Consider the following 15,543-nt stretch of genomic DNA (forward strand, 5'->3'; position numbering starts at 1 on the left):
CGCCCGGTTACATTCCGAACCCGGAAGCTAAGCCTTTCAGCGCCGATGGTACTGCAGGGGGGACCCTGTGGGAGAGTAGGACGCCGCCGAACAATCATTGTGGGAAAGCCCCGCACCTCATGGTGCGGGGCTTTTCTGCGTTCCGGGTCCGTTCGTCTCCTTCCATGTGCCGGTCGTCTGCGCCGGCTCTACCGGTTCATCCGTCGAGCCCGTAGGAGGGACGGGCCGGATAGGAATTCCGGTGTACCCGGAGCGCTGCCACCGCGCGCACGACATGAGTGGCGACCGTCTCCGGCTTCTTGTTCATGGCCGCGGCCGTCTCGGCGTGTGTGTAGGCCAACTCCTTGGTCGCCCACACTGCAGTCCGCTGCTGCGGAGGCAACTCCTGGCCCGGACACTGCTCACTGTGGTGGAGTCTGCGGGCGCAACCCATCGAGGGACAGCGCCAGGAGTCCCTGCTCAAGTCCCACGACGAGCCGGTCGGCTGTCCAGGTCAGGGCGTGCGCGGGATGGCGCACGGGAATCTCTTCCACGAGCGCGCCGGTCGACGGATCCCACAGCCGCACCGTGCGGTCGGTGCTGGCGGACGCGAGCAGTGTACGGCCGCCGAGGTCCACAGCCACCAGGGCGTTGGCAGCCGCGTCGTGGCCCCCTGTCTCGGCCACGGTGTTTCCCGACGCCGGGTCCCACATTGTCACCTGGCCCTCCGCGTCTGCCGTAGCAAGGGCGACGCGGCCGCGCGCCGGTACCGTGCACAGGGCGTAGACGTCTGTGCCGAAGCAGGCGCCTACGACCCGCCGGGTCTCGTCTCTTTCGGGGTCCCACAGCCAGATACCACCGTTGACGCCTACTTGGGCCGTGGCGACGAAGGTACGGCCGTCAAAGTCGAGCCGACACAAGGCATAGCCGTTGCTGTGGTGATGAAGAGCCCGCACGTTGCGGTTGAGCCGGGGGTCCCAGAGTCGTATGGATCCGTCCGCCCCTGCGGTGGCAACCATCGTCTCCTCCCGGTATGGGATCTCGCACGCTGCGTACACGGCGCGCGGGAACCGGCTCGTCACCGGTGTCGTCGTGCCGTCAGGGGCCCATAGCGAGACGGCACCGTCATCCCCGCCCCCGGCAATCCGGGGCTCCCCGTCCAGGGCGATGCCACACAGCGCACGGATCCAGTCGCGCTCCCGGCCGGCTTTGCCGATGACCTGGCCGCTGACGGCATCCCGCAGCCGTACCGTCCCCTCATCCCCGGCGTAGGCCACCAACGGGCGGCCGCCGACGGGGACTGCGCACAGAGCGCGGATCGCGGTCGTCCGGTCGGCCGGGGGCATGGCCGGGTCCCACAGGCGGACCGTGTGGTCATCGCCGCCGCTGGCCAGCAGACTCCGACCGTGGACGTTCAGCACGCACAGGGTGGACACGGCATCGACATGGCCGTGCAGGCTCTGTTCCTCGGTTCCGGTGACGGGGTCCCACAATGCCACGACGTTGTCGTTGGTCGTGGCGAGCAGCGTCCGCCCGGCCGCCTCGACCGCGCGGAGGTTGACGACCTGATCGTAGGGGAGCTGGAGCACCTGGACACATTGCCCACTGACGGAATCCCACACCCGGATGGTCCCGTCTGACCCGGCGCTCATCAGCCGGGTGACGCCGTCGATGGGGGCCGCGCATACGGCATTGACGGCCTCGGTGTGGCCGGTGAGCGTGAGTACACATCCCCCGGCGGGGTCCCAGACCTTGATCGTGGTGTCATCACTGCCGGACGCCAGCAGCACCCTGTTGCCGTTCCGTACTGTGCAGACGCTGGTGACCCAGTCGTTGTGGCCCGACAACACCTGGAGTTCGCGACGGATGACCGGATCCCACACACGTACGGTCTCGTCGGAGCCGGCCGTAGCCAGCCGGGGGCCGCCTGCCATGTCGAACGAGCACATGTCGTTGACCCTGCCGCGGTGCCCCCGAAGCCGACCGGCGCCCGAATGCCCGGAGTCGTTCCACAGGCTTATCCCGTCCCCCGCGGCGACGGCGAGCCAGGTATGGCCGGCGTGGACGAATCCGCACATGACGGCGCCCACGCCATCGCGTACAGAGAGCATGCGCGTCGGGAGGGAGGTGACGGGGTCCCAGAACCGCACTGCCCCGTCCGCACTGCTGCTGACGAGTTGGGTATACGGGGGCAGGCCGACACCGCAAACGGCGCGAATCTCGGCTCCGTGGTCTTCCAGGACGGCTTCCTCAGCCCTCGGGGCGACAGCTGCCCACTCGGCGCGGTAGGTGCTGGTTGCCGCCAGCCGTCGATAGGTGTCGCCGAGCTCTTCCTGCGCCTCGGTCACACTGAACAGGGCGGCGCGCCGAGCGGGCGGTCGGTCGATCGCCTGCGGGGTCTGCCGCAGCAGCTGGCCACGAGCGCGGGCCGCGCCCCGGGCGGTGCCCGCCGCGGCGATGAGCCGTCGCAGATCGGCGTGAAGCGGATATTGGTCGTCGTCCAAGAGTTCGTCCACGACGCCGCCGCGTGACGCGTGCCGGGGCAACGACCGCAGCAGATAGGCCGGCACCCGCGCCCAGCCGGTCTGCTGCCCACTGGCAATGAACGCGCGAGTGATTGCACGTTCGTCGGCCGCCGTCGAGCCGGTTTGTGCGCGGGCATGCTGCAAGGCGTCGTCCAGCGCCTGGTGGAACAGCCGGAAGGATCCGGCGTGTTGTTCGCTCGTGCTGGCCTCGACCAGGAAGTTCGCAGCGGCGGAACGGGCGAAGGCAATGAGGCGTGCCTCGGAGGGATGGCTTCCGGTGAGCGCCTCGGTCGCCGCGCGCCACAGGGACAATGGCAGGCCAGGGGCTTCCGCGTATGCGAGGGCACTCAGTACGTCGGATGCCGGAATGCCGTCGACGGGCGGCAGCGCGGCCATATAGTCGCCGAGGGCGGCGGCGACGGTGGGAGTGAACGAGATGTCCTCGGGCGCGGCGGCGACGGTGTCATGGAGGCCGTGGGCACGCGCGGTGAGCCCCGCAACCAGGAAGTTGGCGTCGGCCAGTTCAGCGATACGGGCAGCGGCAGGGCGGGCGACTTCATCGTCGTCGTAGGGGTTCTCGGGCCTTTCGTCGCCGAGCAGCTGGAGGGTGGCCATGGCGTAAGCGACCAGGTCGGCCCGGTCGAAGTACGCCGGGTCGTCCAGGTCGATGACGCGAGTGGCCACGCCGAAGGCGTGAAACAGATCGCCGTCGTCGTCCCGGCGGCGGCTGCCGACCAACACCCGGATCCGGAGGTCGGCGCAGGTCTCGGCCAGCGGTACGGCGATGTGCCGGGCGATGAGCCGGGCTTGCTCCGGAGTGGTGGCCTCGTCCAAGGCGTCGATGACGACCGTGAAAGGGCGCCCGCCGGCGGTCGGTCCGCGCTCGGTGAGCGCGACGCGCAGCACGGCGGCTAGATCGTCTGGAGATGAGGGCGGTGCGGCAGAGGCGGCTCGGGCTATCTCGTGCGCGACTTCCAGCGCGGTCTTACCTTTGGCGTGGACGGCGCAGGCGACCGAGCCGAGAGGGGCCCGTACCGCGTGGTCCTCGGCCGGCAGCGCGGCGGCGATCTGAGGGTCCGCCGAGGTGACGATCCGGCCGAGTACGGCCGACTTCCCCACCCCGGGCGAGCCGGTGAGCACGAGCACATGACGCGGGGTACTTCCGTCGCTCAGCCAGTCGACGATTGTGGTGAGCGCGGTGGCCCGGCCCCGAAACCGGAAGCCCCGCTCAGCGTCGGTGCTCACGCCTCGGGCACGCGGTCTCCAGTGCCGCCCGGCCTCGGGGTCGTCGTCCAATGCCCAACCCCAGGCCGCTAGAGCGGACTCCCCGGCAGCCTCCGCGGTCCACTCGGTGAGCAGTCCTAGCTTCTGGCCCGGTAGGTACCGCTCGACCTGATGCAGGGTGAGGGCCCGTGCGTCTCCTGTGGCTCCGCTGGCTTGGCCCACCAATCCGACCACGGACCGGTACGTCGGCGACCAGAGCGCGGCCCCGCTGTAGCCGCCTTGCACCTGATAGCGCGATCCCGTGTCCAGCCTGATCCAGCCGTAAACAAGCGACTCACCGACCACACCGTCCGCGGAGTTACCGAACGGGTCGCCGCCCGGGAAACCGAAGGACCACCACGGTTCGCCGACGAGCTGCGTTGGCGGAGGCCGCCGGAGTCGAGCCGCGATCCCGCTACCCACGCTCTCTGCGAGAACAAGGACTGCGACGTCCTGGATGCGCCGAATCCTCTCGGGCTCGGGCGCCACGACCTCGCGTACCGCGATCCTGCGGTCCATGAGCTGGTCAGACTTGGGGAACGCCACCCACAGCGGCTTTTGCTTGCTCCAAGGCGGACAGGCGACATGGGCGCAGGTAAGCACCCGGCGGTCGTCGATGAGGAAACCGGAGCCGAGCGGTTCGTCATCGAACTCGCTCAGATGGACTGCGGCCACCCACCCGTCGTCCCCGGGGCGCGGACCCAGCCCGGGAGAGACGCTCACTGGGGATCGGCGGTTCCCTCCGGCGCCTGTCCAGGGCGCCAGAGCAGCGACACCTCGAAATTGGCCTCAGTGGCGGCCTTGGCGACGAGCCAGTTCGCCGTACCGTTGACCTTGATGCCGAACTTCACCTCAACCTCGGCAGGCCGCAGCGCCGCCGCCTGGTCGAGGACCGTGCGGGCCGCCTCGACGGCGGGGCGGACAGCGTCCCGGACCCGGCCGATGACTTCCCCCGAACTCACCTGGTGGAACCCGTCGGAGGGATCGATCTCGAACCGTACGACTGTTTCCTCATCGAGCTCGTACGACACCACCTGCACTGCCACGAACAACCCCCATCCCCTCGGACTCCGCATAGCTTATGTCGTGAACGCGGGCCCCCGCTTCCGGGTGCGTACGGGGCCTGTCCCGAGACGTCACAGGGGGCACGCGTGCCGTAGCCGGGACACTCCCTTGACGCCGAGCGGGTAGAACTGGGGGCTGACTCGATGGTCGTGCCGGAACGGTAGTTCGACTCGTAGTGCTCGTGGAGGCGGCAGGAGGCGCGGTGGCCTCGGATGCCGCCGTCGCGGAGTGGTTCGATCTCGTGGTGGAAGCGACGCGCGATGATCCCGCGGGGCCGGCGGTTGCGTTGACGAAGTGGCGTCTGGTCAGCTCGTTTCTGCTGTGGCTTTCTTGGTTCGGCTCTTGGTTAGTCGGTTTGCAACAGTCAGCCAGACGGCCATGGCCAGGCAGGTGATGGCCGGCAGGGGCAGGAGCACGAGGGCTGGGTTGACCCATGCCGGGACCAGGTCGTAGGTGGCGTTGCATTTGTCGTGCAAGGGGAACCATTGCGCAGGCTCTTGCCAGTGGATCGAGCGGTCGGTCCTGTCGTAGGTGGTGCCGGACGCGTGGCAGGACTCTTCCGGGTCCATGGAGGTACCTGCGAAGGCGCCGATGAACCACGTGACGACGGTGGCGATGATGCAGAGGCCGGCTGTTCCGACGAACCAGCCGGGGGTTTTCCACCGGCCGGTGAACAGGGGCCTGGTCCACAGCCACAGGATGAGTACGGCGAGTACGGCGAGGAAAAGGGAGTTCGCGATGACGTCCATGCCTTACCGGTTGGCCAGGCCGTGTCCGATGCGTCAGTTGTCAGACCGTCCCGGTTGTCCGTGGTGGAGGGTCGTGTGCCGGAAGGCGTTCAGGTCGGCGGTGTCGGTCGGAGTGCCGGAGGTGGGGTGTCCGGCAGCCAGGATGTAGAGGGTGCTGTGGGTGGTGCTGTCGAGCCCGAGGCGGCCTTCGACGGCGGTGTCGTCGAAGGCGGCGGTCTGGAAGGGGCCCAGGCCCAGCGCGGTGGCGGCCAGGGCGAAGGTCTGCCCGAGGTGTCCGGCGTTCAGGTGGCTGGCCCGGTAGACGCGGGGGTGTCGGTACTTCGCGCGTATGCGTTCCCAGGCGGCGGTCACGAAGATGATGAAGGCCGCTTGGTCGATGCCCTCCTGGTGTGCGCACAGGTCCCCGGCTTCGGTGTGGGTGAAGCCTTCGCGCAGGAGCTCCAGGCTGTGTTCGCGGGCGTTGTAGTGGAACAGACCTGCGGGGACGCCGGTGACGTTGGGGGTGGCGAGGTAGGCGTCGAGTTCTTGCCGGGCTCCGCCGGAAGGGCTGGTGCGCCGGATGAGGGCCCCGTACTCGAAGCCGTCGATGAACTCGGCAGGGCCGAAGACGGTACCGAGCAGGACCGCGAGATCGTGCAGGCTCACCGGCTGGGCGCTGAAGGAGCGGTGCGTGCGCCTGCGGTAGAGGGTCTGCTCCAGCGGTGCGGACAGGCGAGGGTCCGGTATGCGGGGCAACAGGATGCGGTCGGCCTCGGGGTACTCGGTGAACAGCGCCGGACGCCCGTCCCGGGTGAGGTGCTGACGCAGCTCGGGGGTGGCTGCCTCGAAAGGGACATCGCGGGTGGCGTAGTGGAAGAAGGATGCTTCCGGTGACCAGGGTCCCCAGGCGTCCGCCAGGCGCTCGTCCTCTTCGGCCTCGGGGCTGCCTTCCTCGGCCAGCAGGCCGCATTCGAGCAGTGTTCCGGCTGCCTTCACCACCGTCTCGGGATGCAGGTGGTCCAGAGCCTCGGCCGCTTGGGCGGGGGTGGTCCAGGTGTCGAAGGCGCTGAGGATTTCAGCGGTCGAGGGGTGCAGAGCAACCGGGACATGGCCCCGGTAGGCATGGGCGACAAAGTCCCCCCGGTGCCAGTAACACGTCAAGCCTCTCAGCCGCCGCAGCCGCACATCTACTCCTCTCGCTCACAGGACTGGTCCCTGATCTGCCCAAGGGCACGAGGCCGGCATCGGCAGATGCCGCGCCGGCCCCGCCCCTCGGGTCACTTGTGAAGGAGAGCACCGGTGCGGCGCTCTTCCCGCTTGACGGGCACAGGCTTGATCTCGATCTCGCGCATGGTGGACACCTCCTTCGGCCTCCGTTTGCGTACGCTGCCCAAATGTCCCCCGCACTTCCCAGGGGACGAGGGTATAGCCCAACGGCCCGTCAGCGGACCGTAATTGTCCGAAAACGACCGCCCGCAGGACAATCCAGCGATCTTGACTGACAGGCACTGGGGGGAGACGCGCCCACGTCGCCACGACGCCCTGGTGCCCGCCGTCAGGCCGCCCCGCCCGCCAGGCAGGACGATGAGCGGCCGGGGCTTGCGTGTGACCTATCGGACAGGGCAATACACCCAGGGCATGTCAGACGGGATGAGCGCAATACCGATGTGGTCCAAGCTTCGCGGGATCACGCGCCGCCGATCCCAGACACTCCGGCGGGCCCCTGAACGAGGTGGGGCAGGCCCTGCATCGGGTCTTCACTGCACGCGGTAGAGACCCGGAGCTCCCGGCGGGTTGAGCGCTTGGGTGCCGAGAGCAGAATGAACCGTTTCTTGACCTCCCGTCCCCTATTCGCTTGTTCGCTCGCCTGCCAGGGTTCTCATGCAAGCCACTGAGGTACGGGGAGAGAGGACTCTCGGTGAACTTAAAGGTGAGATCGGCACTGGCGGCCGGCGTGCTGGCGGCTGCGGCAGTGGCGGGAACAGCGGGCACCGCCCAAGCGAACACCTACCAGTACAACGTGATGCTCCAGGACTACGCCACGGGCTACTGTCTGGACTCCAACGGCGGCGATGTCTACACCAATCCGTGCCAGCCCGGTAATCCGTGGCAGCGGTGGAACGTCGTGTCCTACGACAGCAACGTCGGTGGCTACTACGACCGGGTGCAGATCGTCCATCGCAAGGAGGGCAACTGCCTTCGAGTCCAGTGGTCGCACTCCATCTCGGATCCCAGTGGCTGGTTCGCAACCCGCGCGGCCGGGTGCAATTCGAGCGACTACCACGACCAGTGGAACATGACCTGGGCCGGCAACAGCTCCGGCAACCCTCGCAACAGTTGGCAGTTCGCCAACTACCAGGCGGACTCCAATCTCAACGAGGTGCTCTGCCTTGATCGCGGGCAGGACGGACACTACAACCAGCTGCTGTGGGACCAGGGCCACCCGCAGGGTGCCCCGGTCGCCAAGACCACCTGCTACAACCACACCAACCGGTACCAGATGTGGAACATGGTCCATTGAGCGTGTCCAAGGGGTCGGGTGACGGACTCGTCGGCAGACAACGTCGCCCTTCCCAGCATCGGTCCGATGAGGCGGTGGGCCGCTCACGCGGCGGGTTCACCACCAAGATCCATCTGGTGAGCGAGAGGGCAGGTGCCGGCCGCTGGCTATCCTGATCACGCCCGGACAGTGGGGTGACACACCGCAGTTGATCTCAGTCCTGGACCGTGTCAGTGCGGCTGCCTGCTGTTCTTGTGCGTGGCGGCCATGGTGTTCTCCAGGCCGGTGAGGGCGAGCAAGCGAGGCTGAAGCCCAGTCGGTACGAGTCGAGCTTGTCGCTACCGTCGGGGGGTTGAGCGATCAGCTGGGACGGGAGCATAGCTCCCGAGGTCATGACGAGCTTTTTGCGGGCGGGATCGGTCAGGGCGGCCTGGTCGGCTGCCGCGCCGGTGAAGTAGGTGACGATGCCTTGCGGGTGACCTTCCCTCTCTTCCTGTGGGTGTCGTCATCCCAGGTGAAAGGGTGGGTGGAGATGCCGGGACGGCCGGGAGGACGGGGTTGTGGTTCCTCCCGGCCGTCGACGGGATCAGAATCAGGAGCCGGCGAGCTCTGTCCGGACGGTGCGGGCGGCGGTGACCAGGTTCTTCAGCGAGGCGCGGGTTTCGGGCCAGCCGCGGGTCTTGAGGCCGCAGTCGGGGTTGACCCAGAGGCGTTCGGCGGGGATGGCTTCAAGTCCCTTGCGCAGCAGGGCGGCTGCTTCGTCGGTGCTGGGGATGCGGGGGGAGTGGATGTCGTAGATACCGGGGCCGGCTTCGCGCGGGTAGCCGTGTGCGGCCAGTTCCCGGGCGACCTGCATGTGGGAGCGGGCGGCTTCCAGGCTGATGACGTCGGCGTCTAGGTCGTCGATGGCCTGGACGATGTCGCCGAATTCGGCGTAGCACATGTGGGTGTGGATCTGGGTGCGGTCCTGTACGCCGCTGGTGGTGAGGCGGAACGCCTCGGTGGCCCAGGCCAGATATGCGGCGTGGTCGGCGGTGCGCAGCGGCAGTGTTTCGCGCAGGGCGGGTTCGTCGACCTGGATGACCGAGGTGCCGGCGGTTTCGAGGTCGTTCACTTCGTCGCGCAGGGCGAGGGCGACCTGGCGGGCGGTGTCGGCGAGTGGCTGGTCGTCGCGGACGAAGGACCAGGCGAGCATGGTGACGGGGCCGGTGAGCATGCCCTTGACGGGGCGGTCGGTTTGCGACTGGGCGTAGGAGGTCCAGCGGACCGTCATCGGCTCGGGGCGGGAGATGTCGCCGGCCAGGACCGGCGGGCGGACGTAGCGGGTGCCGTAGGACTGGACCCAGCCGTGCTGGGTGGCCAGGTAGCCGGTGAGCTGTTCGGCGAAGTACTGGACCATGTCGTTGCGTTCGGGCTCGCCGTGCACCAGGACGTCGAGGCCGGCCTTCTCCTGGAAGGCGAGGACGTCGCGGATCTCGGCCGCGATGCGGTCGTTGTATCCGGCGGTGTCGGTCCGTCCCGTGCGCAGGTCGGCGCGGGCGGTGCGCAGTTCGTTGGTCTGGGGGAAGGAGCCGATGGTGGTGGTGGGCAGCAGTGGCAGCCCGAGGTGGGCCCGTTGGGCCGTCGTGCGCTCGGCGTACGGCGCGCAGCGGCGGCCGTCGGCGTCGGTGACGGCGGTGGTGCGGGCGCGCACGGCCGGGTCGTGGGTGAGGGCGGAGTTCGCGCGGGAGGCCAGGTCGGCGCGGTTGGCGGCGAGTTCGGCGGCGATGGTGTCGGTGCCCTGCGACAGACCCCGTGCCAGGGTCACCAGCTCGGCCGTCTTCTGTTTGGCGAAGGCGAGCCAGCGGGCGATCTGCGGGTCGATGTCGCGCTCGGCGGTGGCGTCCAGCGGGACGTGCAGGAAGGAGCAGGAGGCGGCCACGTCGACCCGGTCGGCGAGGCCGAGCAGGGTGCCGAGGGTGGACAGCGACTTCTCCAGGTCGTTGATCCAGATGTTGCGGCCGTTGACCACGCCTGCCACCAGGCGCTTGCCCGGCAGGCCGCCGACCGCGGCCAGGGCGTCGAGGTTGGCGGCGGCCGTGTCGGTGAAGTCGAGCGCGAGACCGTCCACCGGGGCCTTGGCCAGGACGGGCAGGGCGTCGCCGAGCCGGTCGAAGTACGAGGCGACCAGCAGCTTCGGGCGGTCGGTGAGGGCACCCAGGTCGCGGTAGGCGCGGGCGGCGGAGTTCAGCTCGGCCGGGGTGCGGTCCTGGACGAGGGCGGGCTCGTCGAGCTGCACCCACTCGGCGCCGGCGGCGCGCAGGTCGGCGAGGACCTCGGCGTAGACCGGCAGCAGCCGGTCCAGGAGCGTCAGCGGCTCGAAGTCGGCAGCCACCCCCGGGGCGGGCTTCGCCAGCAGGAGGTAGGTGACCGGTCCGACGAGCACCGGCCGGGTGGTGAGGCCGAGTGCGAAGGCTTCCGTCAGCTCGGCGACCTGCTTGGTGGAGTCGGCGGTGAAGACGGTGTCCGGTCCCAGTTCGGGGACGAGGTAGTGGTAGTTGGTGTCGAACCACTTGGTCATCTCCAGCGGCGCCACGTCCTGGGTGCCGCGGGCCATGGCGAAGTAGCCGTCGAGGGCGTCGGCTGCGACGGCGTCGCGGTGGCGGTCCGGGACAGCGCCGACCATGACGCTGGTGTCCAGCACGTGGTCGTAGTACGAGAAGTCACCGGTGGGCACCTCGTGGATGCCGGCGCCGGCCAGTTGCTGCCAGTTTGTACGGCGCAGGGTGCGGGCGGTCTCCTTCAGGGCGTCGGCGGTGACCGTGCCCTTCCAGTAGCCCTCAATGGCCTTCTTCAGTTCCCGGTGCTGTCCCTGGCGGGGGTAGCCGTACACGGTGGCCCGTGCTGCCGCGGCTGCGGACTTCGCTGTCACGGAACTCTCCTTCGCGAATACGTGTCATGAAGTCCCGGAGATGGAACGAGGCACGCGAAGGGGTGACGAACCCGGCGGAAGCACGGTGTGTCTGCGACGCACGTGTCCGCCTGGTATGTACGCCGACCCGCCCTCGAGGTCACCGGGATATCCGTCCACACATGGGTGTGCACGGGCAACGGGCAGGTCTTCGGACTCGTGGGCGCGCCTGCCGGAGTGTTCCGGCGGGCACCTACTGGCCGTCGCTTCCCGGATCCGCTTCCCGGATCCAGTGCGTATGACGGCGGTCGTTCCCACTCACCGCTGCGGGGCAGTCCCGGATTCCCACCGGGTTCCCTCTTACGACGCGGCCCGTCTGGCGGACGGGGCGAACCAATTGCCCGGCCAGCGTAGAACGTGGCCGCCGGGCCGGACACCTCTGTTCACATGCCGGACCGTGAGATGAGACACCGGAAACACGGCACGCCGCCCCGTCCGGTGTGGGGCACGCTGAGCAAGGTGCCCGGAGTGCCGGGTGGAGATGCCGAGTTGTGCGACGCCAGGGCGGGAAATCGGGTCGGAGTCGCCGTCCGGCCGACGGGGTTCGGCGGGCCGTACGGAGGCTTGGCAGGGGCGCCGAGGGCCATCAAGCGGGGAGGGGTGCCAATTTCTGCGCGCCCCGGACCACCCTGGGGCCCGGCCGGTTGAAGCAGGCGGGGCCGTCGAGGATCCGGGCGGCATCGTTGCGCATGGCGGGCAGCCCTCCCAGCCGGGCAGTTCGGTGATACCGACGTGCTTCGTCAGGCATCGGTCGGGTAGCGTGCGGGGCATGTCGAGCCCTGAGGCATCCACGGTGGGGGTTTTCGGTCACGCCGTCAGCCCCCTGAACCACTGAGTTCGTAGCTCTGTCGTCCCGCCGCGTCTGCGGCCGGACGAGTGCGCCTTTGGGTGCTGACCGCGGTGACGAGACGTCTCTTCTCGTGCTTCTCTCACCTCGGAGTCACTCGATGCCGCTCCCGCTGTACATGCTTGCCGTGGCGATCTTCGCTATGGGCACTTCCGAATTCATGCTGGCCGGCCTGTTGCCGGACATCGCCTCAGATCTCGATGTGACCGTCGGGGCAGCAGGCACGCTCACCTCAGCCTTCGCGATCGGGATGATCGTCGGCGCCCCGCTCATGGCCGGGCTCGCCCGCAACTGGCCGGAACGGAACAGCCTCCTCGGATTCGTCGTCGTGTTCCTGACGGCCCATGCGGTGGCAGCTGCCACTTCGAGCTTCCCGATCCTGTTCGCGACGCGGGTCGTCGCGGCGCTCGCGAACGCGGGATTCCTCGCCGTGGCCTTGACGACTGCCGCGACGCTTGTCTCTCCCGACAAGAAGGGACGCGCACTCGCGGTGCTGCTGTCCGGCACTACGGTGGCCACGATCGCCGGAGTACCAGGGGGATCAGTACTGGGCACGCTCCTCGGATGGCGCGCCGGCTTCTGGGCCGTCGCTGCCCTCTGTCTTCCCGCTGCCCTCGGCATCATTAAAGCAATCCCGGCGCGCAGGGCGGACAAGCTCACGACCGACGCGCCGTCCTTGCGATCGGAGCTCGCACAACTCCGCAAACCGCGATTGATCCTCGTCATGTTGCTCGGCGCACTGGTGAATGCGGCAACCTTCGCAAGCTTCACTTTCCTCGCCCCCGTCGTGACCCACACCGCCGGCCTGGGCGAACTGTGGATCTCCCTCGTTCTGGTGCTCTTCGGCGCCGGTTCCCTCGCCGGTGTCACCCTTGCCGGCAGGTGGTCCGACCGGCGCCCCGGCCTGGTCATCGCCGTCGGTGGTCCCCTGCTGCTCATCGGCTGGCCGGCCTTGGCCGTGCTGGCCGACCGGCCGACCGCGCTGCTCGTCCTCGTGTTCGTGCAAGGCGCCCTCTCGTTCGCACTGGGCAGCACTTTGATCACGCGGGTCCTTTACGAGGCAGCAGAAGCCCCCGTCATGGCCGGCTCGTACGCGACCGCGGCACTCAACGTCGGAGCCGCCGTGGGGCCCCTCATCGCCGCGACCACCCTCAGCACCGCAGCAGGCAACCTCGGGCCGCTCTGGGCCAGCGCACTCCTCGTCCTGGTCGCGCTACTCGTCGCGTTCCCCCTCCGCAGTGTGATTGCGGCCGACCGGAGTACGGAGGTGCTCCGGTGACGCATGCGAACGCGGTCGTTCCCACTCACCGCGGGGAGGCAGTCCCGGACTTCCACCGGGTTCCCTCTTGCGACACCCCGTCCGGCGGGCGGGCGGGCTGAACCAGCTGCGGGTCCAGGGTGGACAAGGCGGCGCCGGAGCCGGGCCGCCTGTCCGCTTCGCCGTCTCGCCGGTGCCGCGGATGCCAGCGTGCCCCGGGCATGCCGACGCCCCGGGCATGCCGGCGCCCCGCATGCCGGCGCCCCACATGCCGGTGCCCCGCATGCCGGGCGGCGGCATGCGGGGCGCCGGAGGGCCGGACCGTTCGCGGAGATCAGGCAGCCGGGGCCGGGTAGGTTGGGTACTCCACCCCGGAGACGTGCTGGACGACGCGGATGACCTGGCAGGAGTAGCCGAACTCGTTGTCGTACCAGAGGTAGAGGATGGCGTTGTCGCCGTCGACCTTGGTGGCACCGGCATCGATGATCGAGGCGTGGCGCGAGCCCATGAAGTCGCTGGAGACCGCGTCGGGGGCGGTGGTGAAGTCGATCTGGCGCTTGAGCGGCGAGGTCAGCGACACATCACGGAGATAGTCGAGGACCTCCTCGCGGGTGGTCTCCCGGCCGAGCCGCAGGCTGAGGATCGCGATCGAGACATCCGGCACCGGGACACGGATCGAGCTGCCGGTGATCGGCGCCTTGAGGTCGGGCAGCGCCTTGGCGACGGCGGAGGCGGCACCGGTCTCGGTGATCACCATGTTGAGCGGCGCCGAGCGGCCCCGGCGGTCGGCCTTGTGGTAGTTGTCCAGCAGGTTCTGGTCGTTGGTGAACGAGTGGACGGTCTCCACGTGGCCGCGCAGCACGCCGTACTCGTCCGCCATCGCCTTCAGCGGCGGGACGATCGCGTTGGTGGTGCAGGACGCACAGGACAGGATCTGCTCGTCCGGCTTGATGGTGTCGTGGTTGACGCCGTGCACGATGTTGGGGACGTCGCCCTTGCCCGGCGCGGTCAGCACGACCTTGTCGATGCCGGGGCGCAGGTGCTCCGACAGGCCCTCGCGGTCGCGCCACTTGCCGGTGTTGTCGATGAGGATGGCGTCCTTGATGCCGTACGCCGTGTAGTCGATCTCCGCGGGGTCGTTGGCGTAGATCACCTTGATCTCGTTGCCGTTGGCGATGATCGTGCTGTTCGCCTCGTCGACGGTGATCGTGCCCTGGAACTGCCCGTGGATCGAGTCGCGGCGCAGCAGCGAGGCGCGCTTGACGATGTCCTGGTCGCCGCCCCGGCGGACGACGAGGGCGCGCAGCCGCAGACCGTTGCCGGAGCCGGCCTTCTCGATGAGCAGGCGGGCGACGAGGCGGCCTATCCGGCCGAACCCGTAGAGGACGACATCGCGCGGCTCACGGCGCTCGATCCTGTCGGCACCCGTGGCGCCGTCGACGGCCTCGGCGGTGAACTCCTCCACCGACAGACCGCGGTCGTCGGTCCGGTACGTCTCCGCGAGCAGGGCGATGTCGATCTGGGACGGGCCGAGATCGAGCGTGGTGAGCGCCTGCAGGAACGGCAGCGTCTCGGTGACCGAGAGTTCCACACCGGCGATCTGCCGGGCGAAGCGGTGGGTCTTGAGGATGCTGACCACCGACTTGTTCACCAAGGAGCGGCTGTGAAGCAGGACCGTGACGTCCCGCTCCCGGTGCAGCTTCCCGATGATCGGGATCATCGACTCCGCGATCTCCTCGCGGTTTTTCCAACTGGTGAACGAGTCGTCATTGACAGTCACAGGCTTATCTTTCGAGCTAGGCGGTGCTCATATGCTAGCCCCCCGCTACTTTGATCGTTCAAACGGCCCCACTCGGGCGGGATGCCGCGATCGGGATCCATGGCCCTGCCTGCGCGTTTTGGCGCCCACCGCTCGGTGTGGTGGTGTCGAGTTTGCGGTGATTTGGGGGCAATGATCCTACTCTGTTTGATCTTCAGTTACTTCAGTGACTTCGGTGACAGTGGTGACTTCGGTGGCAGTGGTGGCAGTGGCGGCCTCGGTGTGATGTTGCGGTGGCGCGGGTGCGGCCCCGGCGCGAGCGCCCCTCGTCGACGTGTGGGCGTACCTCCCCGTTCTCGCCCGATGGGACGCCGGCCCCTTTCTCTGGACGCCGGCCCCCTTCTCTAAGGGTCCGATAAGCCACCGATAAATCGACCTCCTAGCGTCATGCCCGCCCGGCGTGAAACCGCCGACGCTGTCATGCTGCGGCTGACGTCCGAGCGGGAATGCCGTGCGGGACGGCGTCCGTGCTCCAGGAGGGCAATTGATGCAAATGGTCCCGTTCCAGGTCCAGGCCCAGCCCCAGGCCTAGCTAGACGTGCGGACGGGTGCACGCGCCGTGGCCGCAGAGAGAAGGGGAACGGGAATGCCTCGCCGGCCGTGCCTCGT

Annotated in this window: 9 protein-coding genes, 1 rRNA gene, 1 pseudogene and 1 riboswitch; of the genes and pseudogenes, 4 read left to right on the forward strand and 7 right to left on the reverse strand. The window is 68.6% G+C overall.

The window, feature by feature from the left end; genetic code table 11:
- Positions 1-92: ribosomal RNA gene (rrf, locus tag ACWGJY_RS28625) — 5S ribosomal RNA — on the forward strand; the annotation flags it as partial.
- A 104-nt stretch (positions 93-196) separates the two neighbouring features.
- On the opposite strand, the gene ACWGJY_RS28630 is transcribed toward rrf, so the two are convergent.
- The 5 genes from ACWGJY_RS28630 to ACWGJY_RS28650 all read right to left on the reverse strand — a co-directional run bounded on the left by ACWGJY_RS28630 (position 197) and on the right by ACWGJY_RS28650 (position 6,721).
- The gene (locus ACWGJY_RS28630) at positions 197-433 is read right to left on the reverse strand and encodes a sigma-70 region 4 domain-containing protein (RefSeq protein ID WP_453263751.1); all 237 of its coding nucleotides are present in this window, start codon (positions 431-433) and stop codon (positions 197-199) included.
- A complete protein-coding gene (locus ACWGJY_RS28635; protein ID WP_453263752.1) occupies positions 402-4,442 on the reverse strand; it encodes a trypsin-like peptidase domain-containing protein in 4,041 nt (1,346 codons plus the stop codon). Before ACWGJY_RS28635 ends, ACWGJY_RS28630 begins: the two co-directional genes overlap by 32 nt.
- A gap of 44 nt (positions 4,443-4,486) precedes the next feature.
- A complete protein-coding gene (locus tag ACWGJY_RS28640; RefSeq protein WP_453263753.1) occupies positions 4,487-4,813 on the reverse strand; it encodes a CU044_2847 family protein in 327 nt (108 codons plus the stop codon).
- 324 nt (positions 4,814-5,137) lie between these two features.
- Positions 5,138-5,581 carry a hypothetical protein gene (locus ACWGJY_RS28645; RefSeq protein ID WP_453263754.1) on the reverse strand — a complete coding sequence of 148 codons (444 nt, stop codon included), beginning with the start codon at positions 5,579-5,581 and terminating at the stop codon, positions 5,138-5,140.
- A gap of 33 nt (positions 5,582-5,614) precedes the next feature.
- Positions 5,615-6,721, reverse strand: coding sequence for a SagB/ThcOx family dehydrogenase (locus tag ACWGJY_RS28650; protein ID WP_453263755.1), 1,107 nt, complete (start codon positions 6,719-6,721; stop codon positions 5,615-5,617).
- Between the two features lie 757 nt (positions 6,722-7,478).
- On the opposite strand from ACWGJY_RS28650, the gene ACWGJY_RS28655 reads away from it, so the two are divergent.
- On the forward strand, positions 7,479-8,081 hold the full coding sequence (locus ACWGJY_RS28655) for a hypothetical protein (protein WP_453263756.1): 603 nt from the start codon (positions 7,479-7,481) through the stop codon (positions 8,079-8,081).
- 32 nt (positions 8,082-8,113) lie between these two features.
- Positions 8,114-8,292, forward strand: a pseudogene (locus ACWGJY_RS28660) (IS5/IS1182 family transposase); the annotation flags it as partial.
- Between the two features lie 360 nt (positions 8,293-8,652).
- Here the strand turns inward: ACWGJY_RS28660 and metE are convergent.
- Positions 8,653-10,971 carry a 5-methyltetrahydropteroyltriglutamate--homocysteine S-methyltransferase gene (gene metE, locus ACWGJY_RS28665; protein WP_453263757.1) on the reverse strand — a complete coding sequence of 773 codons (2,319 nt, stop codon included), beginning with the start codon at positions 10,969-10,971 and terminating at the stop codon, positions 8,653-8,655.
- 164 nt (positions 10,972-11,135) lie between these two features.
- Positions 11,136-11,363: riboswitch (cobalamin riboswitch) on the reverse strand.
- A gap of 594 nt (positions 11,364-11,957) precedes the next feature.
- Here metE and ACWGJY_RS28670 point away from each other — a divergent pair.
- Positions 11,958-13,136, forward strand: a complete 1,179-nt coding sequence (locus ACWGJY_RS28670) for a Cmx/CmrA family chloramphenicol efflux MFS transporter (protein ID WP_453263758.1) — start codon at positions 11,958-11,960, stop codon at positions 13,134-13,136.
- A gap of 313 nt (positions 13,137-13,449) precedes the next feature.
- Here the strand turns inward: ACWGJY_RS28670 and ACWGJY_RS28675 are convergent, their stop codons facing one another.
- Positions 13,450-14,895 carry a glyceraldehyde-3-phosphate dehydrogenase gene (locus ACWGJY_RS28675; RefSeq protein ID WP_453263759.1) on the reverse strand — a complete coding sequence of 482 codons (1,446 nt, stop codon included), beginning with the start codon at positions 14,893-14,895 and terminating at the stop codon, positions 13,450-13,452.
- Between the last annotated feature and the right edge of the window lie 648 nt (positions 14,896-15,543).

The sequence above is a fragment of the Streptomyces sp. NPDC054765 genome, from assembly GCF_053612065.1.

Bases quoted from the DNA above. Each gene is read 5' to 3' on its own strand.
- ACWGJY_RS28630 (WP_453263751.1), bottom strand. From the start codon at position 433: ATGGGTTGCGCCCGCAGACTCCACCACAGTGAGCAGTGTCCGGGCCAG.
- ACWGJY_RS28645 (WP_453263754.1), bottom strand. From the start codon at position 5,581: ATGGACGTCATCGCGAACTCCCTTTTCCTCGCCGTACTCGCCGTACTC.
- ACWGJY_RS28670 (WP_453263758.1), top strand. From the start codon at position 11,958: ATGCCGCTCCCGCTGTACATGCTTGCCGTGGCGATCTTCGCTATGGGC.